21 protein-coding genes are annotated in these 25,958 nt (G+C 65.8%); 9 read left to right on the top strand and 12 right to left on the bottom strand.

The features are described from left to right. Nucleotides 1–184 precede the first annotated feature (184 nt). The 5 genes from AB4Z27_RS22650 to AB4Z27_RS22630 all read left to right on the top strand — a co-directional run bounded on the left by AB4Z27_RS22650 (nt 185) and on the right by AB4Z27_RS22630 (nt 5,028). On the top strand, nt 185–1,777 hold the full coding sequence (locus tag AB4Z27_RS22650) for an exonuclease domain-containing protein (protein ID WP_441645308.1): 1,593 nt from the start codon (nt 185–187) through the stop codon (nt 1,775–1,777). Between the two features lie 117 nt (nt 1,778–1,894). Beyond that, complete coding sequence (locus tag AB4Z27_RS22645; protein WP_092293353.1) at nt 1,895–2,305, top strand: hypothetical protein; 411 nt, start codon at nt 1,895–1,897, stop codon at nt 2,303–2,305. Nucleotides 2,306–2,385: 80 nt separating this feature from the next. After that, the gene (locus tag AB4Z27_RS22640; RefSeq protein WP_092293355.1) at nt 2,386–3,066 is read left to right on the top strand and encodes a TetR/AcrR family transcriptional regulator; all 681 of its coding nucleotides are present in this window, start codon (nt 2,386–2,388) and stop codon (nt 3,064–3,066) included. 148 nt (nt 3,067–3,214) lie between these two features. Continuing rightward, nucleotides 3,215–4,213 carry a Bug family tripartite tricarboxylate transporter substrate binding protein gene (locus AB4Z27_RS22635; RefSeq protein WP_441593678.1) on the top strand — a complete coding sequence of 333 codons (999 nt, stop codon included), beginning with the start codon at nt 3,215–3,217 and terminating at the stop codon, nt 4,211–4,213. Nucleotides 4,214–4,353: 140 nt separating this feature from the next. Beyond that, nucleotides 4,354–5,028 carry a histidine phosphatase family protein gene (locus tag AB4Z27_RS22630; protein ID WP_092293359.1) on the top strand — a complete coding sequence of 225 codons (675 nt, stop codon included), beginning with the start codon at nt 4,354–4,356 and terminating at the stop codon, nt 5,026–5,028. Nucleotides 5,029–5,051: 23 nt separating this feature from the next. Here AB4Z27_RS22630 and AB4Z27_RS22625 read toward each other — a convergent pair whose 3' ends face one another. Next, nucleotides 5,052–5,678 carry a LysE family translocator gene (locus tag AB4Z27_RS22625; protein WP_092293361.1) on the bottom strand — a complete coding sequence of 209 codons (627 nt, stop codon included), beginning with the start codon at nt 5,676–5,678 and terminating at the stop codon, nt 5,052–5,054. A 243-nt stretch (nt 5,679–5,921) separates the two neighbouring features. On the opposite strand from AB4Z27_RS22625, the gene AB4Z27_RS22620 reads away from it, so the two are divergent. Beyond that, the gene (locus AB4Z27_RS22620) at nt 5,922–8,093 is read left to right on the top strand and encodes an alpha/beta hydrolase domain-containing protein (protein ID WP_441645307.1); all 2,172 of its coding nucleotides are present in this window, start codon (nt 5,922–5,924) and stop codon (nt 8,091–8,093) included. Between the two features lie 69 nt (nt 8,094–8,162). Here AB4Z27_RS22620 and AB4Z27_RS22615 read toward each other — a convergent pair whose 3' ends face one another. Continuing rightward, nucleotides 8,163–8,381 (bottom strand): hypothetical protein, encoded by a 219-nt coding sequence (locus AB4Z27_RS22615; protein WP_092293365.1) that lies wholly within the window; start codon nt 8,379–8,381, stop codon nt 8,163–8,165. A gap of 278 nt (nt 8,382–8,659) precedes the next feature. Between AB4Z27_RS22615 and AB4Z27_RS22610 the strand changes: the two genes are divergently transcribed. Further along, entirely contained in the window at nt 8,660–11,020 is a 2,361-nt protein-coding gene (locus AB4Z27_RS22610; protein WP_092293367.1) for a mechanosensitive ion channel family protein, read from the top strand. Nucleotides 11,021–11,340: 320 nt separating this feature from the next. Then, a complete protein-coding gene (locus AB4Z27_RS22605) occupies nt 11,341–12,522 on the top strand; it encodes a helix-turn-helix transcriptional regulator (protein WP_092294323.1) in 1,182 nt (393 codons plus the stop codon). Between the two features lie 12 nt (nt 12,523–12,534). Here the strand turns inward: AB4Z27_RS22605 and AB4Z27_RS22600 are convergent, their stop codons facing one another. The 10 genes from AB4Z27_RS22600 to AB4Z27_RS22555 all read right to left on the bottom strand — a co-directional run bounded on the left by AB4Z27_RS22600 (nt 12,535) and on the right by AB4Z27_RS22555 (nt 24,904). Beyond that, nucleotides 12,535–13,740 carry an MFS transporter gene (locus tag AB4Z27_RS22600; protein WP_441593674.1) on the bottom strand — a complete coding sequence of 402 codons (1,206 nt, stop codon included), beginning with the start codon at nt 13,738–13,740 and terminating at the stop codon, nt 12,535–12,537. Between the two features lie 35 nt (nt 13,741–13,775). After that, on the bottom strand, nt 13,776–14,045 hold the full coding sequence (locus AB4Z27_RS22595; RefSeq protein ID WP_177219892.1) for a hydroxyquinol 1,2-dioxygenase: 270 nt from the start codon (nt 14,043–14,045) through the stop codon (nt 13,776–13,778). Between the two features lie 238 nt (nt 14,046–14,283). Continuing rightward, the gene (locus AB4Z27_RS22590; protein WP_441645306.1) at nt 14,284–14,904 is read right to left on the bottom strand and encodes a 2-hydroxychromene-2-carboxylate isomerase; all 621 of its coding nucleotides are present in this window, start codon (nt 14,902–14,904) and stop codon (nt 14,284–14,286) included. Continuing rightward, on the bottom strand, nt 14,901–16,226 hold the full coding sequence (locus AB4Z27_RS22585; RefSeq protein ID WP_441645305.1) for an MFS transporter: 1,326 nt from the start codon (nt 16,224–16,226) through the stop codon (nt 14,901–14,903). Before AB4Z27_RS22585 ends, AB4Z27_RS22590 begins: the two co-directional genes overlap by 4 nt. 54 nt (nt 16,227–16,280) lie before the next feature. Continuing rightward, a complete protein-coding gene (locus AB4Z27_RS22580) occupies nt 16,281–17,060 on the bottom strand; it encodes an aldolase (RefSeq protein WP_092293374.1) in 780 nt (259 codons plus the stop codon). A 116-nt stretch (nt 17,061–17,176) separates the two neighbouring features. After that, entirely contained in the window at nt 17,177–18,076 is a 900-nt protein-coding gene (locus tag AB4Z27_RS22575) for a LysR family transcriptional regulator (RefSeq protein WP_092293376.1), read from the bottom strand. 151 nt (nt 18,077–18,227) lie between these two features. Further along, nucleotides 18,228–19,763: a SpoVR family protein gene (locus AB4Z27_RS22570; protein ID WP_092293378.1), complete on the bottom strand. Its 1,536-nt coding sequence runs from the start codon at nt 19,761–19,763 to the stop codon at nt 18,228–18,230. Between the two features lie 57 nt (nt 19,764–19,820). After that, entirely contained in the window at nt 19,821–21,095 is a 1,275-nt protein-coding gene (locus AB4Z27_RS22565) for a YeaH/YhbH family protein (protein ID WP_092293380.1), read from the bottom strand. Between the two features lie 72 nt (nt 21,096–21,167). Further along, on the bottom strand, nt 21,168–23,090 hold the full coding sequence (locus AB4Z27_RS22560; protein WP_441593671.1) for a PrkA family serine protein kinase: 1,923 nt from the start codon (nt 23,088–23,090) through the stop codon (nt 21,168–21,170). Between the two features lie 899 nt (nt 23,091–23,989). After that, nucleotides 23,990–24,904, bottom strand: a complete 915-nt coding sequence (locus AB4Z27_RS22555) for an SDR family NAD(P)-dependent oxidoreductase (RefSeq protein ID WP_092293384.1) — start codon at nt 24,902–24,904, stop codon at nt 23,990–23,992. A 148-nt stretch (nt 24,905–25,052) separates the two neighbouring features. On the opposite strand from AB4Z27_RS22555, the gene AB4Z27_RS22550 reads away from it, so the two are divergent. Further along, the gene (locus AB4Z27_RS22550) at nt 25,053–25,955 is read left to right on the top strand and encodes a LysR substrate-binding domain-containing protein (RefSeq protein WP_144197788.1); all 903 of its coding nucleotides are present in this window, start codon (nt 25,053–25,055) and stop codon (nt 25,953–25,955) included. The last annotated feature ends 3 nt before the right edge of the window (nt 25,956–25,958 follow it).

The raw sequence follows: 25,958 nt of genomic DNA, 5'->3' as shown, positions 1-25,958 counted from the left end.
AAGTTTTTTTCGCTGCGGTCAGCGCTGGAAAACTCCTCAGCCCGACCACCCATCAACCCCGCAACCCTTGTCGCTGCTGCGTTTGCAGCGCGGTTTGTGTTGCGAGGGGGCGAATATTAAGGGAGCCAACGCAGGCTGGCAAGGGGTTTCGCAAAAGAATTTTCGGGCGCAGTAGAATCGCCCCATGACGACACCGCCTGACCTGATGACCTACGTGCCCGAACGCCTCGCGAGCCGCGACGCCGGCGCCCTCGATGCGCACGCGCTCGCCACCGCCCTCGCGCGGCCGATCGTATTCGTCGACCTGGAAACCACGGGCGCCGATGCCCAGCGTGACCGCATTACCGAGATCGGCGTGGTCGAAGTCGGCCCGGACGGCATCCAGGAATGGGACACGCTGCTGGACCCACAGGCCAGCATCCCGTCTTTCATCCAGGGCATGACCGGCATTACTGAAGAGATGGTGCGCGGCAAACCCACGTTCGAGTCGATTGCCGAGTCGCTGGCAGAGCGGCTGCAAGGCCGCCTCTTCGTGGCCCACAACGCGCGCTTCGACTACGGCTTCCTGAAGAATGCGTTCCGGCGCGCTGGCATCACCTTCCGCGCCGACGTGCTTTGCACCGTGCGACTGTCGCGCGCGCTGTTCCCGTCGGTGGAGCGCCATGGCCTGGACGCGCTGATCGCCCGCTTCGGCCTGACGCCCAAGGGCCGTCACCGCGCGCTGGCGGACGCCGAACTACTCTGGCAGTTCTGGCAGAAGCTCCATGGTCTCTATACCGTGGATCTGGTGGAATCGGCCGTCAMGTCGCTGGTGAAGCAGGCGAGCCTYCCGGCCGGCCTGTCCGAGACCGCGCTCGACGAGGTACCCGATCGTCCCGGCGTCTACCTGTTCTATGGCGACGAAGACGCGCCGCTCTACGTTGGCAAGAGCATTCACCTGCGTCAGCGCATCAAAAGCCATTTCTCGGGCGACCATCGCCATGAGAAGGAGATGCGCCTGGCGCGAGGCGTGCGGCGCGTGGCGTGGCACGAGACCGGCGGCGAAGTCGGCGCGCTGCTGATGGAGGCGCAGTTGGTCAAGTCWCTGCAGCCRCTGCACAACCAGTTGCTGCGCCAGAACAGCGAACTGTTCTCGTGGGAGATCCCCGATGGCCTGCCCGTGCCGCGCCTGCGCTCGGACCGGCACGTGGATTTCAGCCGCCATGCCAATCTCTATGGCGCGTTCGGCAGCCGCGCCGCAGCCCAGGCCCGGCTGCGGGAGTTGGCGGAGGAACACACGCTCTGTCTGACCACGCTGATGCTCGAACCCACGCACCGGCGCGGCAACCCGTGTTTCGCGCGACAGTTGCATCGCTGCGCGGGCGCCTGCACGGGCGACGAATCGCGCGCGGCGCATCGGGAGCGGACGATGGCCGCCATCGCCACGCTGGCATTGCAGCCGTGGCCATTCGCCGGCGCGGTGGCGTGGCGGGAATCGGATCAGCCCCAACAGCCATGGCACGTGCTGGAGAACTGGTGCTATCTCGGGTCCGTGACGGACCTCGACGCGGCGGCTGCCCTGCTCGCCGCGCCGGCCCGGTTCGATGTCGATACCTACCAGATCCTCGCGCCGCGCCTGGACGCCCTGCGCGCCTCGGCGGTGCCGCTCGCGGCGTCCCGACCGTTTGCGCTGACGCCACCGGAGCCGCCGGCGCCCAGCCGCGCTCCGTCGATCAAACGCCCCGCCCGGACAACCGAGCGTTCATCGGATACACAAACCCTCACCCTGTTCGCCTGATCGGAGTCGGGATCGGGGTCGGCAGGCAATGTGCGGCGGCGCGCATAGTGGCGTTGCCAGCCGGGCGCCCGCTCGGCTAGTCTGCCGAGGAGGGTTCGCTACCTAGATGGAGCCGCCATGCCCGCGTTGCCCCGCCTTCCGTTTGCCGCCGCCGTGCTCTGCGCGGCCGGCGTGACCATTGGCTGCACCAGCGTCGATGGCGGCGCCATGCATCGGATCTTCGCATCCTGGCAGGGCGCGCCTGTCGAGCAGGTGCAGGCTCAGTGGGGGCCGCCGCAGTCCGTGCAGAGCACGCCGGCCGGCACCGCCTATATATGGGTCGACGAACTGCCGACGGCGCACCCGCCCGGCAGCGGCCCGCGCGATGCGCAGCTTGAGCCACCTGCCTCCACGGCACGATGTCAGCGCAAGCTGCTGGCCGCCGCCAACGGCAAGGTCACCGGCGGGGAGTGGAGCGGTAATGCCTGCTGCGTGCAGACGCTGGTCGGMCAGTGCGCAGGCCTGCCCCGCAAAACGTCCGGATCGTAAACCCCAATTTGACGCTGCGGTATACGAAACCATAATGTGCGGACATAGAACCGAATCCGAATTCGAATACGGAATCCGCCATGCAAGCATCCTTTCCGAGTGTGACGAATAGCACGTCTTCGTCCACGGCCTTCCCCCGCATCGATACCCCCTCGATTCTCCAGCCACCCCGCCAGCGCCGCGCCAAGGAAACGGAACAGGCGCTGCTGACCGCCGGCCGCGAGTTGCTCGCGCAGCGCGACTTCGCCTCCGTCTCGGTGGCGCAGATCGCGGCGGCCTGCCAGGTGTCCGTGGGCGCCTTCTACGGTCGMTTCCGCGACAAGATGGCGTTCTTCGATGCCCTGCGCACGCTCGTGATGGAAGAGACCGACGCCTCCGTTGCGCGCTACCTGAACGAAGGGCGCTGGGCCGAGACGCCGCCGCGCCAGATCGTCGAGAAGACGATGCGTTTCCTGCTGACCGGCTGCCACAACAACCGGGGCGTGATTCGCGCATCACTCAAGCACGCCACCACGCGCCCCGAGGAATGGCTGCCGCATCAGAAGAACGGCCAGGAAATCGTCGACCGGCTCGTGGCGCTGCTGGTRCCGCGCCTGCCCGGCCCGCCAGAAGAAGCCGAGCAGCGCGTGCGCTTTGCCATGCAGGTGGTCTTCGGCATGATCGTCAACGCGGTGCTGAACGACCCCGGCCCGCTCACGCTCGCCGATGAACGGCTACCCGTGGAACTCACGCGCATGGTGGCGAGCTACCTGGACCTCTGAGCGCCCCCCGCCCTACCGCCACACCTCGCTTCACCCCCAGTTCCCCCGCTTTTTCCGGACGGCCCCGCTCCCAATGGGGCCATCCGATCTCGCCGCAACATAGCGGCGCCGCCTGTTTTCAGGCCGGATATAACGTGGAGACAACACCATGAAGCATTCCATCGCGTCACGCAGGAGACTGGCCGCGCGCGTTGCCGGCGTCATGCTCGGGCTGGTTTCACTGGCCACGCATGCGCAGGGTGACTACCCGACCAAACCGATTCGCCTGATCGTGCCGTATCCCGCTGGTGGGCTGACCGACACGATGGCGCGCCAGGTGGCCGACGGGCTGTCCAAGCGCCTGGGCCAGACCGTGGTCGTGGAGAACAAGGGCGGCGCGGGCGGCATCATCGGCACGGATTTCGTCGCCAAGTCCGCCCCGGACGGCTACACGCTACTGATGACGATTCCCGGGCCGATCACGTCCAACATCGCGCTATATAAGAAGCTGCCCTATGACCCGCGCACCGATCTGCGGCCACTCTCGGACATCGCCATGGCGCGCACCGTGCTGACGGTCAACCCGACGGTGCCCGCGAAGACCGTCAAGGAGCTGCTGGCCTACGCGCAGCAGTCGCCGGGCAAGCTGCGGATGGGCTCGTGGGGCCCCGGCACCTTGCCGCACACCATCCAGGCTTATATGGACAAGACCTACGGCGTGGATATCCTCCACGTGCCGTATCGCGGCGAAGGCCCGCTGGTCACCGACCTCCTCGCCGGGCAGGTCAACATGACGATCAGTTCCGTGACCACGCTGCGGCAGTACGTTGCCACCGGCAAGCTGCGGGCACTGGCAGTGTCCGGCACCACGCGCGCCCGCGGGATGCCCGATGTGCCGACGTTCGCCGAAGCGGGCTATGGCGATGAGGCGTACAAGATCGTCGGGCCGACCACGCTGATGGCGCCCGCCAAGACGCCCGAAGCCATCGTCGAGAAACTGGGCCGCGAGGTCGTGGCGCTGGTCAAGTCGCCCGAGTTCCAGGCGAAGATCGACGAGATGGGTCTYGAGCCCATCGGCAGCTCCCCGGCGGAAGCGCAGCGCGCCTACAAGGCCTACCTGCCGGTGATCCTGAAGCTGGCCGCCGACACCGGAGTGACGCTGGACTGACCCGGGCCGCCCTCTCCGCGCCGGACAATGCAGCGCGGAGATGGCCGGTATGAATTCCGGAGCAGCTTGCTTTGCGGGCGGGAGGCAGGCTTCTAGAATCCGTCTCACGATGATTTTCCGGCGCGAGACGCCCCCTTCCCATGGCAACGCTATTCCTGGTCCGTCACGGACAAGCCTCGTTCGGGGCCGCCAACTATGATTGCCTGTCCGACGTGGGCCGCCAGCAGGCGCGCTGGCTGGGCGAGTATTTCCGCGACCGGGGCGTCAGCTTCCGGCGCGTGGTGGCCGGCTCGCTGGTGCGCCAGCAGGACACGGCCACCGAGATCCTCGCCGGCATGGGGGCGACCGATACCGCCGTGGTGTCCCATCCCGGCCTCAATGAATACGATGGCGAGGCGCTGTATCGCAGTTTCACCAAGGGCGGCGATCATCGCGCCCATCAGAACGGCGACTACCAGGACTACTGGCGCACGTTCCGTGCGGCGTTCGCGGCCTGGACGCAGGACACGTTGACCGGCATGCCGGAGACCTGGACTGATTTCGGCGCGCGCATGCAGTCCGCGCTGACGCACGCCACCGAGGGCGCGGCGCGCGAGGATGCGCTGCTCGTGGTCAGCTCGGGCGGCGCCATCGGCCGCGCGGTGGCCGACCTGCTCGGCGCGCCGACGCAGACCGCCATTGAACTGAACCTGCAGTTCCGCAATACCGGTTTCTGCGAGCTGATCGTGGGACGCGGCACGCAGCGGCTGCTGAGCTTCAACAACGTGCCGCACCTCGAGCACGCCGAGCGCCGCAAGGCCATCACGTTCGCCTGAGGCGCCCGCCTCAGGCTACCGCCTCAGCGCTGCGACAGCGCGAGGCGCCCCGCCAGCGCGAGAAACACCGTGCCGGCAAACCAGTTCATCGCCCGCTGCACGCGGGCCGAGCGCATCAGCACACGGCCAAACACGCCCGAGAACCACGCAATCGCGCCGAAGACCAGCAGCGTGGCGAGGATGAACACAAAGCCGAGCACCATCAGCTGCAGCGCCACGTGCCCGCGCTCGGCCACSACGAACTGCGGCAGGAAGGCCAGGAAGAAGATCACGACCTTCGGATTGGTGAGGTTCATCACCACGCCGCGCCAGTACATGCGGCGGGGCGGATTGGCATCGGCATGTTGCGGTGACATCTCCCCCACCGGTGCGCGGAACGCCTGCCACGCCAGCCAGACCAGATAGAGCGCCCCGGCGACCTTGAGGACCGTAAAGGCCATCGCCGATGCCGCCAGCAGCGCGGCCAGCCCCACCGCCACCACCGCCGTGTGCACGAGCAGTCCGGTGCAGAGCCCAAGCACCACGGTCARCCCGGCGCGCGTGCCATGCATGGCCGACTGGAGCAGCACGAAGATGTTGTCGGGGCCGGGCGCCAGGCTCAGCAGGACGGCAATCCCGAGGAATGTCAGCAGGGTGTCGATCGACGGCATCGGTGTTCTCCGTGCATTGAGAGCGCCATGGTAGCGGAACACCGCGCGGCGCGTGGGGCCTGACTATCCATCCACATCCTCGATCAATTCATCCAAACAATCAATTTATCAGCTTAATCGGTCACTCCTACACTGCTTTCACTTCGACAGCGGTGCGCACGAACGGGCGGCGACCGCGCGGGGCAATCCCATCCTTGAGGGCTGCCGCGCAAGCAATCCCGAACGACAACGAGGAGACAGACGATGCAAGCACGTGCACCGATGCGGCACGCGGTAGCGCTCGCCCTGACGGGCGCCATGGCCATGTTGACGGCCTGCGGTGGCAGCGACGACAACAACGGCGGCGGGAGCAGTGGCGGCGGTGGTGGCGGTGGCACGCCCCAGACGCATGCGCCCACGCAGACGCTCAAGATCACCGGCACGCAGGACTTCGCGGGCAGCTACGGCAGCGTGGGCCAGTACGAGCAACTGACGGGCACCCTCAGCGGCGAGGTCGACCCGAAAGACCCGAAGAACGCCATCATCCAGGACCTGGCGCTGGCGCCCGTCAACGCGAACGGCATGGTCGAGTACTCGGCCGACTTCGTCATGCTCAAGCCCAAGGACATGAGCAAGGCCAGCGGCGTGCTGCGCTACGACGCGCCCAATCGCGGCAATATCCTGACCATGGTCAACCCCGCCGCGAGCCCGAGCGATGCCGTCTACCTGGAGCGCGGCTACGTGCTGCTGTACTCGGCCTGGCAGGGCGATGTACCGAAATCGAGCCCGGCACGGCTGACCGTGACGGTGCCGGTGGCGAAGAATGCCGATGGCACCGCGATCACCGGCACCTATCGGACCGAACTGGTGCCGGGCGCGGCCGCGCCGGCGATGACGCTGCCCGGCGGCGTATTCAACGGCACCATGATCCCCTACGCGCCGGCCAGCCTCGACAACACCCAGCCCGGCTACTCGCTGACGCGGCGCGTCAATGAGACCGATGCGCGCGTGGCAATTCCCGCCAGCGACTGGAAATTCGCCACGTGCGACGCCAGCGCCAACGCGTTCCCCGGCAAGCCCGACCCGGCCAGCATCTGCCTGCGCGGCGGCTTCGATCCGAAGTACCTCTATGAACTCGTGTACGTGGCGAAGGACCCGAAGGTGATGGGCGTGGGGCTGGCCGCGCTGCGGGACACCGTGAGCTTCTTCCGCAGCAAGGCCGCGGACGGCGCCGGCACGCCGAACCCGGTGGCGGGTCGCATCACCCACGCGCTGGGCCAGGGGACGTCGCAGTCCGGCAATGCGATGAAAACCTTCCTGCACCTGGGCTTCAACCAGGCGCTCGACGGCTCGAAGGTCTTCGACGGCATCTACGCCCACGTGGCGGCCCGCCAGACCAACATCAACACGCGCTTCGCCGTGCCGGGCGGCGGTGGCGGCCTGCGTACCGACCACTCGGCGTTCGGCCAGACCGCGCCGCGCGGCCTCGACAAGGACTACGTGGACGATATCTCGGGCACCAAGGGCGGCGTGATGGCGCGCTGCTCGGCGTCGAACACCTGCCCGAAGTTCTTCCTCGGCCTGTCCGGCACCGAGTTCTGGCAGTTGCAGGGCTCGCCGGTGCTGACCGACGCCAACGGCTTCGCCGACCTGAAGCAGCCGGACAACGCCCGTATCTATTACTACACGGGCGCCCAGCACGGCGGGGCGGGCGGCACGACCAGCATCAGCTTCGCGCCCACCCGTAATGTCTACCCGGCCGGCACGGTGATCCAGCACAACGACACCTTCCGTGCGCTGTTCATCGATCTCGAGGACTGGGTCGTGCGCGGCACCACGCCGCCTGCCAGCCAGGTGCCGGCGCTGGCCGATGGCTCGCTGGTGCGCCCAGCCGACGTGGCCTTCCCCGTCATGAAGGGCGTGACGTGGGCCGTGAGCGGCGTGCAGACGGCGGTGCCTGACTTCCAGTACCTGGCGCGCTACAACGGCTATCCGTTGCTCGACTTCGGCCCGCAGTACCGGCGCGAGGACGAGTCCGGGATCGCCACGGTGCTGCCGCCGGCGTACCTGAACCGCGACTACGCGATCCTCGTGCCGCAGGTGGACCCCTCGACGGGCATCCCCAAGGCGGGCATCCACAGCGYGGAGGCGCGTGCGCCGCTGGGCACCAGCGTCGAGTTCAACTATGTCGCCACGCCGGGCATCGTGGATCTGTCCAACCTGACCGGGTCCTTCCTCCCCTTCCACAAGACCGAGGCGGCGCGCGTCTCGGCCGGTGACGGACGGCCCTCGCTCGAGTCGCTGTACACGGACCAGGCCGGCTATGTGGCCGCGGTGACGGCGGCAGCCAACGACCTCGTGACGCAGCGGTTCCTGTTGCAACGCGATGCGGACGCGATCATCGCGCGGGCGGTGGCCCAGCCAGTGCTGCCCTGACGTCCACAAAAGAAAAGGCGCCGTGCGAGAGGCACGGCGCCTTTTTCTCCAACAATCGGGCATCAACCATCAGCCGCGGGCGCCATCCAGGAACGGATCGAAGCTGCGGGCGCCATCGGTGAAGGTGTCGTGCGTGCGGAAGCCATATCCATATTGGTCTGCCGGCACGCCGGTGCGGAACTGGTAGCCATACTGATCGGCGGGCACGGTGCCAGCCTGGGCGGCGCCGACGGTGGCCAGCGAAACGATCAGGGAAGCGGCGATCTTGAGGGCGGTGGTCTTGGTCATGATTTCTCTCCGGTATGTCATTAAGTGAATTTGAATGTCTTTTGGGCGGTGACTTCGTTTGCTTTGGCTCGTGTTCGCCGTCCATGGGTTGAATATTAGACCTTCGATGTGACCGATACGGGGATGAAGTTCCAATCAGTCATTCAGTTTTTTTGAATTTCCGTCGATCCCGTCCGGCCGGCCCGATAGCGCATCGGCGCGGGCGATGCGCTACAGTGGCGCGATCCTGTCTTTTCGCCCCCCATGCGGCCGAAGGCTCTTGCCGCTGCGCCCCTTTCATGCCCCGTATCCCGCATCGTCCTGACTGGCTGGCCTGGCTTTGCTTCGTGCTTGTTGCGTGCATGCTGCCGCTGGCTGCCCATGCCGTCGGCGGCCCGCTGGCCGCGCTCGCGCTGAGTCAGAAGAAGGCGGCCCCGCCGCCGGCCTCGGCACCCGCAGCCGCGCCCGCCAGCGCGGCGCTCGCCCAGTCGCTGGATCAAGTCATTTCCACGCTGCAGAACGACGTCGAGCGCCAGAATCTGGTTAGCCAGTTGCAGGCACTGCGGCGCGGCGTGGCGGCGGGCGGCGCCTCGGCCCCCGCTGCGGCCTCGGACGTGGCGGCAACGGCCGCATCCGCGCCTTCGCCCTCGCCCGGGCTGATCGGCGCCGTTGCCAAGGCCCTCGAGGAAATCGACAAGGCCCCGCGCAAGGACCACGGCGCGTGGCACTACTGGGGCTGGCGCATCCAGTTCGCCGGGGAGGAATGGCGCGAGGCGCTGACGGTCCGCGACACCCGCCCGGCGTTCATGTCCGTGCGCGAGTTCGCCACCATCCTCGCCGGCTGGGCGCTGACCGGCTGGCTGCTTTGGGAGCTGTCGCGGCGCATCCACCGGAAYCGCCTGCGGCCCGCGCAGCCGGCCCACCTGCCCTCCGTGCCGTCGTGGATGGATGTCGGCATCTATTTTCTGCGCCGGATCGGGCCGTGGGTCGTGGCATTCGCGATGACCGTGCTGCTCGCGTACAAGGTCTACGGCCGTACGCCGGCCAGCATGGGCGGCGTGATGGTGGCGTATGCGATCGTGGCCGGCGCGATCATGTCTGCCACGTGCCAGGTGATCTTCGCGCTGTTCCACTCCGCGCACCGATCAAACGCCATACGAGACCTGCTCAAGCACTCGCCATGGTTGCTCTTCGTGACCGGCGCGCTCGCCGCGCTGGGCGAGGCCAGTACCGACCCCCGCATCGTGACCGCGCTGGGCGTCAATCTCGCCGCGCTCGTCGGCACCCTCGCCAACATCCTCGCCGCCATCCTGATTGCCGTCTTTGCGGTGCGTTTCCGCCGCCCCGTCGGCCAGTTGATCTCGCTGCGCCCGCTGGCATTCCGGCAGGCCCACCCGGCCATCGTGGACCTGCTGCGCCTGGCCGGGCATGCCTGGTATCTGCCGATGCTGGCCGTGGTGCTGTCCTCCGTGGTCGGCACCATCATGGCTACCGGGCATGCCGACGAGTTCCTGCGCCGCGCCGTGGTCACGGTGGCGCTGTTCGTGGCGGCGCTGCTGCTGACGCTCGTGGCGGGCCGCTCGCCCAAGGCCACGGTCCGCGCGCCGCGCCTGCGGGACCGCCGGCGCTCGGCCTATATCCAGCGTTTTGCCCGCTTCGGCATCGCGCTGGTGCGCGTCATCATCTGGATGGCGTTCGTCGAACTGGTGGCGCGCGTCTGGAATTCGTCGATCATCCGCCTGGCCGACTCGACCACGCTGGGCCGGCACATCACCGAATCGATCCTCAGCGTGGTCGGCGTGGTGCTGCTGGCGTGGCTGGTCTGGCTGCTGATCGACACCGCCATTACCCAGACGCTGACGCCGGGCCACGGGCGCGGCCAGCAGCCGAGCCTGCGCGCCAAGACCATCCTGCCGCTGGTGCGCAACGCGTCGTTCGTGGGGCTGCTGGTCATTGCGATGATCGCGGTGCTGGCCAATCTCGGCGTCAATGTCACGCCGCTGCTGGCGGGCGCGGGGGTGGTCGGCCTGGCCATCGGCTTCGGCGCCCAGAGCCTGGTGCAGGACCTGATTACCGGCCTGTTCATCGTGATCGAGGATTCGATTGCCATTGGCGATTCGATCGAACTACCCGACCACGCCGGCGTGGTGGAAGGCATGACCATCCGCACGGTGAAGCTGCGCGACGGCAAGGGCGCCCTGCACACGCTGCCGTACAGCCAGATCAAGGCGGTGAAGAACCTGTCGCGCGGCTATGCGTTCGCCGTGTTCAGCATCGCGGTGGGCTATGAGAGCGACATCGACCGCGCCACCGAGGTGATCCGGGCGACCGGCGCCGAACTGGCCCGCGACCACCGCTACAGCCGCAACCTGCTCTCGGGGCTGGATATCCTGGGGCTCGACCGCTTCGACCCCAACGGCATCGTCGTGCTGGCGCAGTTCAAGACCAGGCCGCTGATGCAGGCCGAGATCACGCGGGGCTTCAACATGCGGCTGAAGCGAAATTTCGACGAAGCCGGCATCCGCATGGCCGCGCCACAACTGACCGTGCGCGTGGATGGCGGGGGGATCAGCCTGGACAGCGCCGGCGGCAAGCCTGGCGCGGAGGCCACCCCGCCGGGCGTCGGACTCGTCACGCGGACTGCCGGGAAATCGGCCTAATGCCCCCCGGTTGTGCAGCATTGTCCCCAGCCGTCACAAAGTTGTCGCTTTTGTGCAATGCAAAGCCGGAACATTCGCCAGGAATGCTTCAAATAACAGGGGCCGCGCATTACTATCACGCGAGCCCGCGCCAGATTGGCCGGGACCGCGCCCTTGCCGGCTCCCTCCCAAGGCGGGATGGCCCGATACAAGGCTTGTGCGGGATCATCGTCGTGACGGCCGGCCAACCCCCGGCCGGCAGTATCCAAACATAAAACAGGGGACCACGCCTCGCCGCAGTGGTCCTGAGGAAAAGGCGTTTGCCACCGGGGGAAATGAAAATGGGCGAACACCCGTCTGCCGACGATGTCTTCCATCGTCTGGTCGATAGCATCTATGAATCCGCCATGGACGTGGCGGCCATGCCAGAGGCGCTCGACCTCTTTTCCCGCTACACCTGCACCGGCAGCCCGCGCTACCTGATCTGGGACAAGCTCGCAGGCCAGGCACGCCTGGGCGTGACGCCGAACGGCTGCTACACCAGCGTCGGCACCATGCCGGACAGCATGCGCGCCCTCCCGGGACACTTCGCCAGCGCAGACGCCGTACCGGCATCGGTCGCCATGGCATCCGGTGCCGACACCCARCTGCTGACAAAACCCGTGGCGGCCGGCGGCGGCTATGACTGCATGGGCCTCGCCCGGGGCGTGCGGCTCTTCGACACCTCCGAAGTCTGCGTGCTGATGAGCGCCACACCCGGCGGCTGCGATGACTTCATGCCCGCCGACCACCGCGAGCGCCGCCTGGCGCAGGTAATGCCCCACTGGGCTCGCGCCGCCCGCATGCAGCACCGCAATTTCGAGCTGAGCGGCCTGGCTTCGCTGGGACTGGCCGGCCTCGATACCCTCGACTTCGGCGTGATGGTGCTCCAGGCGGACATGCGCGTGCGCTACGCCAACAGCTGGGCCGAATCGCTGGTACAGGCCGACGCCAACCTGGCGCTCGACAACGGCCTGCTGCGCGCGCGGCCGGAATCCCTGCAAGGCGTGCTGCGCGACCTGCTCCAGGCCGCCGTCCATGGCGGCCGCAACGGCGGCGCCGCGGCGGGATCCTGGATGCACATCACGTCGGGCGGCCAGCCCGTGCCGATCATCGTCATGCCGCTGGTCTCGCGCCAGCCGGTCGAAGGCCCGTGGCAACTGCCGGCGGCCATGATGCTGCTGGGCAATTCCGAGTCCCGCTCGGTGCTGGACGCCGCCGTGCTGACGTCGCTGTTCGGCCTGTCGAAGAAGGAAAGCATCATCGCCATCCGCCTCGCCGCCGGCGAGACGCTGAACGAGATCGCCGAGCGCGAGTTCCTGTCGCCCCACACCGTGCGCGTGCATATCCGCGACACGCTGCGCAAGACCGGCACGCACCGCCAGTCGGAACTGGTGCGGCTGCTGCACCTGCTGCCGGGCGTGGATCTGGACCGGGCCGGGGCGTCGTCGACAGCCCGGCCGAGGGCGGCCAAGCTGCGATAACCCCCTCGCACATCAGACCTCGGCGGTGTCTTCCCGCAGCCGTGGCGCAAGCCACGGCGTCAGCACCAGCAGCGCCACCGATGCGGCAACCAGCACGCCGTAGGATGCCTGGAAAGCCCCCGTCACGTCGCGCAGGAAGCCAAAGACAAACGGTCCAAGCGCGGCAACAAGGTAGCCCACGAACAGCATGAAGGCGGTCCATTGGCTCGCTTCATGATGGGACGTGGTGTTGTCCAGGGGCAGCGTCATGGCCAAGGCGAAGCAGACGCCCTGGCCCAGGGCGAGCGCCACCACCGGCATCACCCCGAACATGCCCGGCGACCACCAAAGCACGCCGGCGCCCCCTATCGAGAGCAGAGCCGCCCAGGCCAGCCAGCCGCGACGGTCCAATGACTTGCCGGTGACATAGCCCGACAGGAAGCTGCTGATCGCGATCATTGCGGCGAACAAGCCCAGATTGACACCCGCGCTCAGCGCGTTGATCTGCAATTCCCGGCTGCTCTCCCCTACCCAGGCGAAGCAGGCGTAGCAGATGAACTGACCGATCCCGAAATACATGGCAATCAGCCAGGCCCGCCCCGAGCGCCATGGCGCACGGCTGACCGCRGCTTCCACACGGGCAGCGTGCGACTTYGACGGAAATGCCGATGTCAGGCGGCGCCAGCTCACAATGGCGAGGACGCAGACCACGGCCCAGATGCCGGCGCCCAGCCGCCAGCCGCCACCGGCGTGGGCGATGACCTCGCTACCCACCGCCGCCAACGTTGCCCCGATACCGAGCCCGGCGGCATAGATGCCCATGAAGAACGCGGCCTCGCCGGAGAAATGGCTCTTGATCCAGCCGCCGAGGAGCGGCCCGGAAATCGCGACCCCAATCCCAACCAGCAGCGTGGCGAACAACAGGCTGCCGGGCGATCCGGCGAATGCCCGCAGGGCCAACGCCACGCCCAACAACGCAAGCGAGAACAGCACCACCCGGTCGCCGCCGAAGCGGCGGCCGATTGCCGGCACGAAGATCGCGCAGATACCCATGCACAGGTCAGGAATGGCGGTCAGCAGCGCCGCCTCCGCGTGTTTCATGCCGAATTCCGACTGAATGGCATGCACCAGCGGCCCCATCGACACAATGCCCGGTCTCAGCGACAGCGCCATGATGAACAGGCCAAGTCCAGCAAACAGCCTGAGCGATCGGTCTTCCTGCGTGGTAGCAACCAACACTGGCTTCTCCTGGTTCTAAAAGGGGGGATCCGGCGTCAGGCGCCGTCGGTGAACGGGCTGCGCTGGTCTTGCACCGAGCGGGCGCCGTCGAGATACGGGTCCGCCGAGCGGGCGCCTTCGGTGTACGGGTCGCGGGCCGCCGTCGCCGAGCGGGCACCTTCGCTGAACACATCCCGCGCGCTCTGCACGGCGCGGGCGCCATCGCTGTACGGGTCGCGGGCGCCAAGGACGGAAGCTTGTGCGCCGACAGCGGCGGCAGCGAGGGCAACGGCGAGAACGAGGCGGGAGGTGAAGGTCTTGGACATGATCGATTTCCTTGGTGGATGCGTGAGCGGGTTGCAGTCGTGTGTGATGCCAAGGCAGCGATCCGCTGTGTCGTTGTCGCGTTGCGCTGCCATGGATGCTATTTAAGCCCGCTCACGTATCGCGCTCGTGGCGTATTTGCCCCCTTAGTGTCGCGTCCCGTATCGCGCGTGCGGCCAGATACAAAGGCGTACAAAAGGACGGGGCGACGTGCCGGATCGGCAGTTCGCCCCGTACGGCCTACGCCGACAGCCGCGCCGCSACAGYCACYTCCAGCATGTGCAGCCGGTCCTGGCCCCAGAACAACTCCCCGTCGAAGACATACGACGGCGAACCGAATACCCCGGCGGCCACGGCTTCGTCGGTATTGCGCCGGTATRTCTCCTGGGTGTCTGCCGAGCGCGCCCGCACAAGCGTCGCGTCCGCGTTGAACCCCTGCGCGGCGAGGATCTCGCGCAGCGTGGCCTCCGACGAGATATCGCGCTCCTCGCACCATTGCGCGCGGAGGATGGCCTTGTACAGCTCCAGCACCGGCAGCCCCTGCGCATCCACGGCGATGACGATGCCCGACGCGAGGTCCGCGTTCGGGCACATGGTTTTCGGCAGCGGATTGACCTGGATGTTCAGGTGGCGGCACCACCGCGCCAGTTCCGTGATGCGGTATTGCTGCCGCTCGGGCGAGCGCTGCCCCAGCAGTACGCCCCCTGTTCGCGCATACACCTCGGGCAGGTTCACGGGCTTGTGCCGGATCTCGACGCCCTGGCGCCGCGCCAGCGCATCGAGCCGATCCGCGCCCAGATACGCCCAGTCCGAATTCAGCCAGAAGTAATAGTCGATGACAGGTCGGTTCGCGCGGGTCATACGTGTCGGCTCCCGTTGACCGCCGCTACCGGCAAGCCGACCAGTGCTGTTTCCCGCATGCAGGCCGCGCTCACGAATGCGATGACACTCAGCGCACCGAGGTACCAGACGATATAGGTCGGGCTGCCGCCGCCGTACTTCAGCAGCGACGTGGCGACGATCGGCGCCAGCCCGCCTCCGATGGCGCCCGAGACCTGCACGGCAATCGAGATGCCGCTGTAGCGCACCTCGGCGGGGAACTGCGCGGCAAAGAGGCTGCCTTCCGGTGCATAGAGACAGGCGTAGACCAGCCCGATGGCAATGGAGAGCGCGATGGTGATGTTGCGTGGATCCAGCGACTGCAACAGGTCGAAGAACTGCGACGAGAACAACAGGATGCCGACCGTACCGGCCATGAACACCCACTTGAAGCCGATGCGATCCGCCAGCATGCCGCACAGGGGCATGGTGAACAGCGCGATGGCAGCGCCCCAAACCGTGGCGTCGAGCATCACTGTCTTGGGGATGCCCAACGTGCCGGTGGCATAGGCCAGCGCGAACGTGACCACCGTGTAGAACCAAGTCACCTCGGCCAGCCGGCCGCCCACCACGGTCAGGACCTGGCGCGGATACTGGCGCAGCACGACCATTGCCGGCATTTCCACCTTCTCGCCCTGCTTCTTCATCTGCTCGAAGTCCGGCGACTCGGCCACCTTGGCGCGAATGAACCAGCCTACCGCCAGCAGGACGACGCTCGCCAGGAACGGCACGCGCCAGCCCCAMGTCAGCATGTCCTGCTCCGGCAGCGTCGCCACCATCCCCATCGCCAGCGACGACAGCACCAGCCCCGGCGCGACCCCAGCCTGCGGCAGGCTGCCGAAGAAGCCCTTCTTGCCTTCGGGCGCATGCTCCACGGCCATCAGCACCGCGCCGCCCCACTCGCCGCCGACCGCAATCCCTTGTAGCAACCGCAGCAGCACCAGCGCCACGGCAGCCCAGTAGCCGATGCTGTCGTACGACGGAATCAGGCCAATCAGGATCGTGGGAATACCCATCATGAACAGCGTGATCAGCAGCATCGACTTGCGGCCCATCCGATCGCCAAAATGGCCGAAGACGATGCCGCCGAGCGGCCGGGCGAAGAACCCYACCGAGTAGGTGGCGAAGGCCGCCAGCGTACCCGTCAGGGGATCGAATGACGGAAAGAAGATCTTGTTGAAGATCAGCGCGGCGGCCGTGCCGTACAGGAAGAAGTCATACCATTCGATCGTCGTGCCCATCATGCTCGCCAGGCCCGCGGTGATATACGCGCGGCGTGAGCGCGCGGCAGGAATCTTGTTCATCGTAACGCTCCTTGGATTCGGATAAGCCGTCGGCCATGCGCCGGCGGCAGGCACTCAGGCGGGTGGCAGCGGCGCGATGCCGTGCGTCTGGCGCGCCCAGTACGCGAAGGTGGCGTTGACGATGGAAGGCTTGAGCAGGTAGTCGTGGGCCTCGCGGGCGAGCGCATCGTCCACGGGCGTCAGCGGGCCGAAAGCCTGCGCACGGATCTGCATCCGCGCGGCGCGTTCGAGGTAGACCGAGAGATAGGTGGCTTCCTCGCAGGTCTTGCCTGCGGTCAGGTAGCCGTGGTGCGCCAGGATGATCGACCGTTTGTCGCCCAGCGCTGCGGAGATGATCACGCCCTCCTGGTCCGCGATCGGCACGCCGGGCCATTCGCCCAGGAATGCACAATCGTCGTGCAACGGCGTCATGTCCATCTGCGCGATGACCAGTGGCTGGCGCGCGGCGGCCAGTGCCGAGGCCCAGGGCGAATGCGTATGGATGATCGAATTGACGTCCGGGCGCGCGTCGTACACCCACAGATGGAAACGCGTGGCGGGGTTGGGCATGCCATCGCCCGTCAGCGTGTTGAGGTCACGATCCACCTCGATGAAGTCGTCCGGCGTCGCCTCGTCGAAACCGAGGCCGAAGCGCAGCGTCCAGTAGGCGCCGGGGCGCTCCGACCGCACGCTGATCTGGCCGGCCAGACCGGCTTCCTGCTCGGTCATCGCCAGGATGCGGCAGGCGTAGGCCATGGTCTCCTGCATGGTGCGCGGCCTGTTGCGCAGGTGCCTCGCCATCTCGTTGGTGGCGCGCGTGTCGAAGTACGACTTGTCTCTGAGGGGGGCGTTCATGTCTTCTCTTCTCCGTGGAATGCCATCCGGCAACCGGTGCGGGGCATGAAGGGAAGTATGAAAACCAGGCGCCTGCCGTGCTATGTAGCCACGCGCATAGCTGCTATCTCACTGCGTCACGGCTTGAGGGTGCGGGCCACCTGCAAGGCCGAGGCGAGCAGGACGTCCGCCAGCGGCAGCGCGTGGCGGGCGGCGTGAGTGACGGCCACCATACGGCGGCGCAGCAACGGGCTGCGGATCTTGAGCTTGTGCAGGCCGTACTCGCGGAGCAGCTTGTCGGGTAGCCGGCACGGCAGGATGCAATCGCCCACGCCAGCAGAGACCAGCTTCAGGATGGCATCGACAGTCTCGGCCTCGGCCACATACGTGGGCTGCAAGCCGGCGCTCTCCACCATCCGGCGTAGCGCGTAGCCGTGCGGAAAGCCGACCAGGCGCAGCGGCTGGCCGCGCAAGTCGAGCCCGTCCTGGGACGCGGACTGCAGCCCATCTGAACGCTGCAGCGTGACCAGGCACATCTCGTCCTCGAACAGCGGATGCGTGGTCAGGGTGGCCGTATCGACCGCGGTGTCGTAGACCACGCCAAGATCGGCCTTGCCGCTTTCCACCAGCGCCACCACATCGGCCGAACTGCGTCCCATCAGCGAAAGATTGACGTTGGGATGGGCGCTGACAAAGCTGGCCACCACGTCGGCGATGAAGTAATAGCTGACCGTGTGGACGATTGCCAGCCGGACGGTTCCCTGCGTGGTGCCGTGGGCATCGCGGATCGCATCCACAGCCTGGTCGATCGCGCGGTACGGCCCTTCGAGGGCCTCCTGCAGCTTCTGCCCGGCCTCGGTCAAGGCCACGCCACGGCCAGTTCGCACGAACAGGGGCTTGCCGAACTGCGCCTCCAGCGTGGCGAGTTGCCGGCTGACGCCCGACTGGGTCTGATCGAGATCCTCCGCCGCCCTGGACAGCGACTTGAGTTCGGCAATACGAAGGAAAATGCGGAGAAGACGGTCAGGCGTATCCATGGGGGAGCGGCTGGCTTCCCTGGAAGGGCCAGTTTAGTGATGTGTCGACACGGTACAGCAGCCGCGTGCGGCCGCAATGCGCAGATACCCGGCCCAGCCATGGGGCATGGCCGAGTGCGGGTATCTGTACAGCAACGTTCGTGCCAGTTTTTTAAGCCGCCTTCCGATGCTGGTGCTTCCGCTCCGGCTTGCACTCGTACTTGAGTTCGCGACGGCCGTCCTCGTAGGCCACCTCGAGCCGCACGGTGAAGCCCCAGAGTCGCGTCACGTGGCGCACCACTTCGTCGAAGCTGTGTGCCAGCGGGCGGCGGTCGCTCTGCAGGTGGCGCAGCGTCAGGGAGCGGTCTCCGCCCACATCCACGTTCGTCACCTGGATATTGGGCTCCATGTTGGAGAGGTCGTACTGGTTCGCCAGCAGCTGGCGAATCGCGCGATAGCCTTCGTCGTCATGGATGGCCGTCACGCGCAGCTTGCCTTCGCGATCGTCGTCGAGGACCGAAAACAGCTTCAGCTCGCGGATCACGCGCGGCGACAGGAACTGGAGCAGGAAGCTTTCGTCCTTGAAGTTGCGCATCGCGAAGTCCAGCGTCTGGCGCCAGTCGCTGCCCGCGATCTCGGGCGCCCAGCGGCGGTCCTCCTCGGTCGGGTTCTCGCACATGCGGCGCAGGTCCTGGAACATCAGGAAACCCAGCGTGTAGGGGTTCAGGCCGCTGTAGTAGGGGCTGTGGTACGGCGGCTGGTAGATGACGTTGGTGTGGGCCTGCAGCAGTTCGAGCATGAAGGCGTCGTTGACCAGCTTCTCCTCGTAGAGCTGGTGCAGGATCGTGTAGTGCCAGAACGTGGCCCAGCCTTCGTTCATCACCTTGGTCTGGCGCTGCGGATAGAAGTACTGCGCGATCTTGCGCACGATGCGCACGATCTCCCGCTGCCACGGCTGCAGCTTGGGCGCGTTCTTCTCGATGAAATACAGCAGGTTCTCCTGCGGCTCCGGCGGGAAGGCGATTTCCGGTTCCATCGCCTCCTCTTCCTCCTTGAGCAGATGCGACCGGTGCTTGGGCAAGGTGCGCCAGAGATCGTTCACCTGCATCTGGAGGTAGCTCTCGCGCTCGGTCTGGCGTGCCTGCTCCTCGGTGATCGACAGCTTCTTGGGCCGCTTGTAGCGGTCCACGCCGTAGTTCTGCAAGGCATGGCACGAGTCCAGCAGCAACTCCACTTCCTGCTCGCCATAGCGCTGCTCGCACTCGGCCACGTAGTTCTTGGCGAAGAGCAGGTAGTCGATGATCGCGTCGGCGTTGGTCCAGGTGCGGAACAGGTAGTTGCCCTTGAAGAACGAGTTGTGCCCGTAGCAGGCGTGCGCGATGGTCAGCGCCTGCATCGGCATCGTGTTCTCCTCCATCAGGTACGCGATGCACGGATTGGAGTTGATCACGATCTCGTAGGCCAGCCCCATGTGGCCGCGCTGGTAGCTGCGCTCCGAGGAGAGGAAATGCTTGCCGTACGACCAATGGTTGTATCCCACCGGCAGCCCGGCCGATGCATACGCGTCGAGCATCTGCTCGGCGGTGATGATCTCGATCTGGTTCGGATACGAGTCGAGCCCGAACTCGCCGGCAATGCGGGCGATCTCGCGGTCATAGCGCTGGATCAGCTCGAAGGTCCACTCCGAGCCTGTGGATAGGTAAGCCATGAACTTCCTCCCTTATCCCATGAACGTACGCGGATGCGCCGCCGTGCCGGCGCGCCGCTACCTGCCGGGCCAGGCGGCCCGCTTCTGGAAGAGATCGTGCAGCACCGGGTAGATCTCGTCGGCACCGATGATGCGCTGCATCGCGAAGTGCTCGAACTGGTTCTTCACCGTGAGATATTCCTCCCACAGGTTCTGCGGCTCCTCGGATGCCACTTCCACATAGGCGTAGTACTGCACCAGCGGCAGGATCGACTCGCGCAGCAGCCGGCCGCACAGTTCGGAGTCCCCCGCCCAGTTGTCGCCATCGGACGCCTGCGCGCAGTAGATGTTCCACTGGCTCGCCGGATAGCGGTCGTGAATCACCTCCACCATCAGCTTCAGCGCGCTGGACACTACCGTGCCGCCCGATTCGCGCGAGTGGAAGAAGTCTTCCTCCTCCACTTCCTTGGCCACCGTGTGGTGACGGATGAACACCACGTCGATCCGCTCGTAGTTGCGCTTCAGGAACAGGTACAGCAGCATGAAGAAGCGCTTGGCCAGGTCCTTGCGGCTCTCGTCCATCGAGCCGGACACGTCCATCAGGCAGAACATCACCGCCTGGGCCTGCGGGCGCTTCTTGAGCACGCGGTTGTTGTAGCGCAGGTCGAGCTTTTCGATGAAGGGCACGCGGTCCACGCAGGCGCGCAGGTGCCGCATCTTCTCCATCATCTCCACCGCCGTGTCCGTATAGGGGCCGTGCGCCTCGATTTCCTCGCTGTAGGCAGCTTCGAGTTCGCGCAGACGCTTCTGGTACGGGCTCGACAGCGCGATCCGGCGGCCGAGCGAGCTACGCATCGTGCGCAGGATGGAGAGATTCGATGGGGTGCCGTCGATCGAGAACCCGGCGCGCACCTTGCGCACCTCGGCGATCTTGGCGAGGTGGCGCTTGGCCAGGTCCGGTAGCGCCATGTCCTCGAAGAAGAAATTCAGGAAGTCCTCGCGCGACAGGGTGAAGACGAAATCATCCTCGCCCTCCCCGCTGTCGCTGGCCCGCGAGCCSCCGCCACCACTGCCCTGCTGCTGGCGGTCGAAGCTGTCACCCCGGACGAACTTCTTGTTGCCGGGGTGAATCCACTCGCGCTTGCCGCCCTGGCCGTGATGAAACACCGGCTCGGTGATGTCCTTGACCGGAATGGACACCTGGCCACTTTGCTCGATGTCCATGATCTTCCGGCCGGACACCGCCTTCGCCACCGCTTGCCGGATCTGCTCGCGGTATCGCTTGATGAAGCGTTGCTGGTTGACGGCACTCTTGTTGCCGCCGTTTTCGCGCCGATCGATGACCGTAGCCATAAGCCGTCCGCCCGCCTTGATAAGCCGCAACCGCCAGGTCGCGTGGATGAAGGAGACCGCGTCCGGTTGCTGTTACGACGATTTCCTGACGCGCAGATACCACTCCACCAGTAGTCGAACCTGCTTCGGCGTGTACCCTTTCTCCACCATCCGGTTGACGAAGTTCTCGTGCTTGTCCTGGTCCTCCCGCGTCGATTTCGCGTTGAACGAGATCACCGGCAGCAGGTCCTCCGTGGTGGAGAACATGCGCTTCTCGATCACCATCCGCAGCTTCTCGTAGCTGGTCCAGACCGGGTTCTTGCCACCGTTGTTGGCGCGCGCCCGCAGCACGAAGTTGACGATCTCGTTGCGGAAGTCCTTCGGGTTCGAGATCCCCGCGGGCTTCTCCACCTTCTCGAGTTCATCGTTCAACGCGTTGCGATCGAGGATTTCGCCGGTGTTCGGATCGCGGTACTCCTGGTCCTGGATCCACAGGTCGGCGAACACCACGTAACGGTCGAAGATGTTCTGGCCATACTCGGAATACGAYTCCAGGTAAGCGGTCTGGATCTCCTTGCCGATGAACTCCACGAACGGCGTGGTCAGGTACTCCTTGATGTACGAGAGCAGCTTGGCTTCCTGCTCCGGCGGGAACTGCTCGCGCTCGATCTGCTGCTCGAGCACATAGAGCAGGTGCACCGGGTTGGCCGCGACCTCGGTATTGTCGAAGTTGAACACCTTGGACAACACCTTGAACGCGAAGCGCGTGGACAGCCCGTTCATGCCTTCGTCGATGCCGGCGTAGTCGCGRTACTCCTGGTAMGACTTCGCCTTCGGGTCCACGTCCTTGAGGCTTTCGCCGTCATAGACGCGCATCTTCGAGAACACGTTCGAGTTCTCCGGCTCCTTGATCCGCGTGAGCACCGCGAACTGCGCCATCATCTTGAGCGTGTTCGGGGCGTTGGGCGCCGCCGAGAGCGAACTGCTGCGCAGCAGCTTGTCGTAGATCTTGACCTCATCCGACACGCGCAGGCAGTACGGCACCTTCACGATATAGATCCGGTCGAGGAATGCCTCGTTGTTCTTGTCAGCCTTGAAGGTCTGCCATTCCGCYTCGTTCGAGTGGGCGAGGATCACGCCATCGAACGGAATCGCGCCGAAGCCTTCCGTACCCTTGTAGTTGCCTTCCTGCGTAGCGGTCAGCAACGGGTGCAGGACTTTGATGGGCGCCTTGAACATTTCCACGAACTCAAGCAGGCCACGGTTGGCCAGGCAAAGTCCGCCGGAATAGGAATAGGCATCCGGATCGTCCTGCGGGAAATCCTCCAGTTTGCGAATGTCGACCTTGCCGACCAGCGAGGAGATATCCTGGTTGTTTTCATCGCCAGGCTCCGTCTTGGAAATCGCGATCTGCGACAGCACCGATGGCCTGAGCTTGACCACGCGGAACTTGGTGATATCGCCATTGAACTCGTGCAGGCGCTTGACCGCCCACGGCGAGGGAATGGTATTCAGGTAGCGCACCGGAATGCCATAGTCCTCCTCCATGATCTTGCCGTCTTCGTCGGAAGAGAACAGCCCGAGCGGCGATTCATGGATGGGGGAACCCTTCAGCGCATAGATGGGAATCTCTTCCATCAGCGCCTTGAGCTTTTCCGCGAGAGACGACTTGCCGCCGCCMGGGGGCCCGAGCAGATACAGGATCTGCTTGCGTTCCTCAAGGCCCTGCGCCGCGTGCTTGAAGAAGGAGACGATCTGCTCGATCGTGTCTTCCATTCCATAGAAGTCGCGGAAGGCCGGGTAGACCCGGATGACCTTGTTGAAGAACAGTCGGGACAGTCGAGGATCGTGGTGGGTATCCACCAGTTCAGGCTGTCCGATTGCGGCGAGCATACGTTCGGCAGCAGTCGCGTAGGCAGTAGGATCCTTCTTGCAGATCTCCAGGTACTCCTGGATGCTGTATTCCTCTTCCTTGCGTGCTTCGAAGCGCGTGGCGTAGTGGCCAAAAATGTCCATACCTCACTCCCGTCAGAGTCCCACGTCCGAGGCGAAGGCAGTTTGACTCCCCTAAGACATTCGCGGCAATTTTGCGTTCCACCACCCCGGCCTGGCGGAGTTGCCATGTTGCGAAGTCTTTACTTCATCATAGTCAAATAACGGCGTTCATGAGGACAGAGTTGACGTGTGATGCACGTCCGTTCGTTCCTTGCGACACGCAACGCAACACAACTCGCTTCGCGTTTCGCACTGCACGAATCCCTCGCTGTTCTCATCCCGCTGCGACGGGCCATTGACCATGCTTGTGACACACCTTACACCTTTCCGGCGTGAAGTGCACAACGCCGTGTGTAACGATGCATCGAATCCAGTAACGTCTGACACGTCTGTCGGTCATGCACCGACATCGCTTCTGCAGAGCGCTTTCACTATGCCGCGACACGTGGCCATCCGCCATCGTGCAAACGAACGATCYGCGCATGACGTCATGCGCAATGCGTGCGCACAGCMGCATGACGGGCAAGCTTCGCGCCTGCCTTCATGACATAGCTTTCGACCACCGCGCGCATGGCGATGATGACCACGCGGACGTTGGTGTTTTCACTGCGGCAAGTTGCCGCGTGAAGATTCATGAGGGGCCGTCAGCAGTGTCGACCACCGAGTGCCAATCGGACTTCGCATGGCACGCCCCACTGCACGCCCGACCCGGCGCGCATGCACCGACATTGCGTTTGCTCCCGGTGGCAGCCTGCGCCACGCACCGCGCAAGTGCGCGCGGCGCTGGCCCGCCACCCTGCGGGACGGTACGAGCACTTTGCGTGCCACGGTCCGCGCGCGCGGCGTTTTGCGTCGCAGCAATTTCCGAAGCGGGCGCACACACGATCACACGTGTGGCGCCGCCAACGGCTTGGCGTGGATCAGATCGGATCCCAGTTGATCACGTCGGGCGAGCGATCGAGCGCGAAGAAGCTGCTGCGCATGGCCGGCATGGCGATCTCCGCCACGGTCTCCGGCGTCCAGCCCTCGCTGGTATGCACCGAGCGCACCGGGCGCGGCTGGCTCATCAGCATGATCTCGTTGGCGCGTACGGCGAAGATCTGGGCGTTGACCTCGTGCGCGGCGTCGCTGGCCAGGAACACGGCCACGGGCGAGATCTTGCCCGCCTCCATCTTCTGCAGCCGCGCCACGCGCGCCTTCTCCTCCGGCGTCTCGGACGGAATCGAGCTGGTCATGCGGCTCCAGGCGAATGGCGCGATGCAGTTCGAACGCACGTTGAAGCGCGCCATATCCAGCGCGATGGATTTCGAGAGCGCCGCGATGCCCAGCTTCGCCGCCGAATAGTTGGCCTGGCCGAGGTTGCCGATCAGGCCCGAGGTCGACGTCATATGAACGAACGCSCCGCTCTCCTGGTCCTTGAAGTAGTTGGCCGCCGCGCGGCTGACATAGAACGTGCCGTTCAGGTGCACGTCGATGACCGAGCGCCATTCCTCCTCGTTCATCTTGAAGAACATGCGATCGCGCAGGTTGCCGGCGTTGTTGACGACCGCGTCGATGCGGCCAAAGTGGTCCAGYGCGCATTGCACGATGGCATTGGCCGAACTCCAGCCCGACACGCTGTCGGTGTTGGCCACGGCCTCGCCGCCCGCCGCGCGGATCTCCGCCGCCACGCGCTCGGCCGGGCCGGCGTCGCCGCCCTCGCCGGTCATGCTCACGCCCAGGTCGTTCGCCACCACCTTGGCGCCGGCCGCCGCCATGCCGAGGGCAATCCCACGCCCGATGCCGCCACCCGCGCCCGTCACCACCACCACCTTGCCTGCCATCAAACCGCTCATCGTCTCGCTCCTGTTCTGCGCACTGGCGCGCCATTGCCGCCGCACCGGGGAACATCCCCGTTTTATTGCGGCGCAAGATACGATAGATTGTCGGCGCTGACTTTGGAATTCACAAATCACAAAAGTGGCCTTTGGCACGAACGAAACCATGCACTACGATTTGACCGACCTGCGCCTCTTCCTCAAYGTGGGGGAGACCGAGAACCTGACGCGGGCGGCCGAACGCAGCTTCCTGTCCCTGCCTGCCGCCAGCACGCGCATCAAGCAGCTGGAGGAGGCGTTCCAGACCCAGTTGCTGATCCGCCAGGTGAAAGGCGTGCGCCTGACACCGGCCGGCGACGCCCTGCTGCGCCACGCGCGGGAGGTGTTCCGCGAGCTGGAGTGCATGCATTCCGACTTGCGGCCCTATGCCAAGGGCGTGAAGGGGCGGGTCCGGCTGCTGGCCAACACCACGGCCACCAACTCCTTCCTGGCCACGGCGCTGTCGCGCTTCCTGTCCGAGAACCCCGATGTCGATGTCGAGCTGGAGGAGCACCTGTCCGCCGAAATCGTCTCGGCCATCGGCGCGGGCGCGGCCGACCTGGGCATCGTGGCCGGCGAGGTGGCCACSCAGGACCTGGACGCGATGCAGCTCTGCAGCGACGAACTGATCGTGATCGCCCCGGTCAACCATCCGCTGCCGGCGTTCAAGACGCTGCATTTCGCCGATCTGCTCGATAGCTGCCGCTTCGTCGGGCTGAACCAGTTCTCGGCGATCCAGTCCTTCCTGGACCGGATTGCCAATGGCATGGGCAAGCGCATCAGCCTGCGGATCCAGGTGGGCAGCTTCGACGCGGTGTGCCGGATGGTGGAAGCCGGCGCCGGCATCGCCATCGTGCCGAACAGTTGCGCGCGCCGCTACGCCAGYCGCAAGGTGCTGCGCTTTATCCGGCTGGAGGACGACTGGGCGCGCCGCGAGCTGCGGCTCGTGCGCCGGCCCGGGCGCGAACTGCCCCAGTTCGCCGAAACGCTGATCCAGTATCTGGTGGAGGCGGCGCGGGAGCCGGTCTAGCCG

This window comes from Cupriavidus sp. KB_39 (assembly GCF_052114485.1).
Classification (GTDB): Bacteria; Pseudomonadota; Gammaproteobacteria; order Burkholderiales; family Burkholderiaceae; genus Cupriavidus.
Note: the sequence above shows the minus strand (reverse complement) of the source record. Positions and strands in the feature narration are given on the sequence as shown.

Excerpts from the sequence above, each read along its gene's own strand:
- AB4Z27_RS22570 (WP_092293378.1), bottom strand. The coding sequence starts at position 19,763 with ATGGCTTACCTATCCACAGGCTCGGAGTGGACCTTCGAGCTGATCCAG.
- AB4Z27_RS22595 (WP_177219892.1), bottom strand. The coding sequence starts at position 14,045 with ATGTCCAAGACCTTCACCTCCCGCCTCGTTCTCGCCGTTGCCCTCGCT.
- AB4Z27_RS22580 (WP_092293374.1), bottom strand. The coding sequence starts at position 17,060 with ATGAACGCCCCCCTCAGAGACAAGTCGTACTTCGACACGCGCGCCACC.
- AB4Z27_RS22575 (WP_092293376.1), bottom strand. The coding sequence starts at position 18,076 with ATGGATACGCCTGACCGTCTTCTCCGCATTTTCCTTCGTATTGCCGAA.
- AB4Z27_RS22615 (WP_092293365.1), bottom strand. The coding sequence starts at position 8,381 with ATGACCAAGACCACCGCCCTCAAGATCGCCGCTTCCCTGATCGTTTCG.
- AB4Z27_RS22630 (WP_092293359.1), top strand. The coding sequence starts at position 4,354 with ATGGCAACGCTATTCCTGGTCCGTCACGGACAAGCCTCGTTCGGGGCC.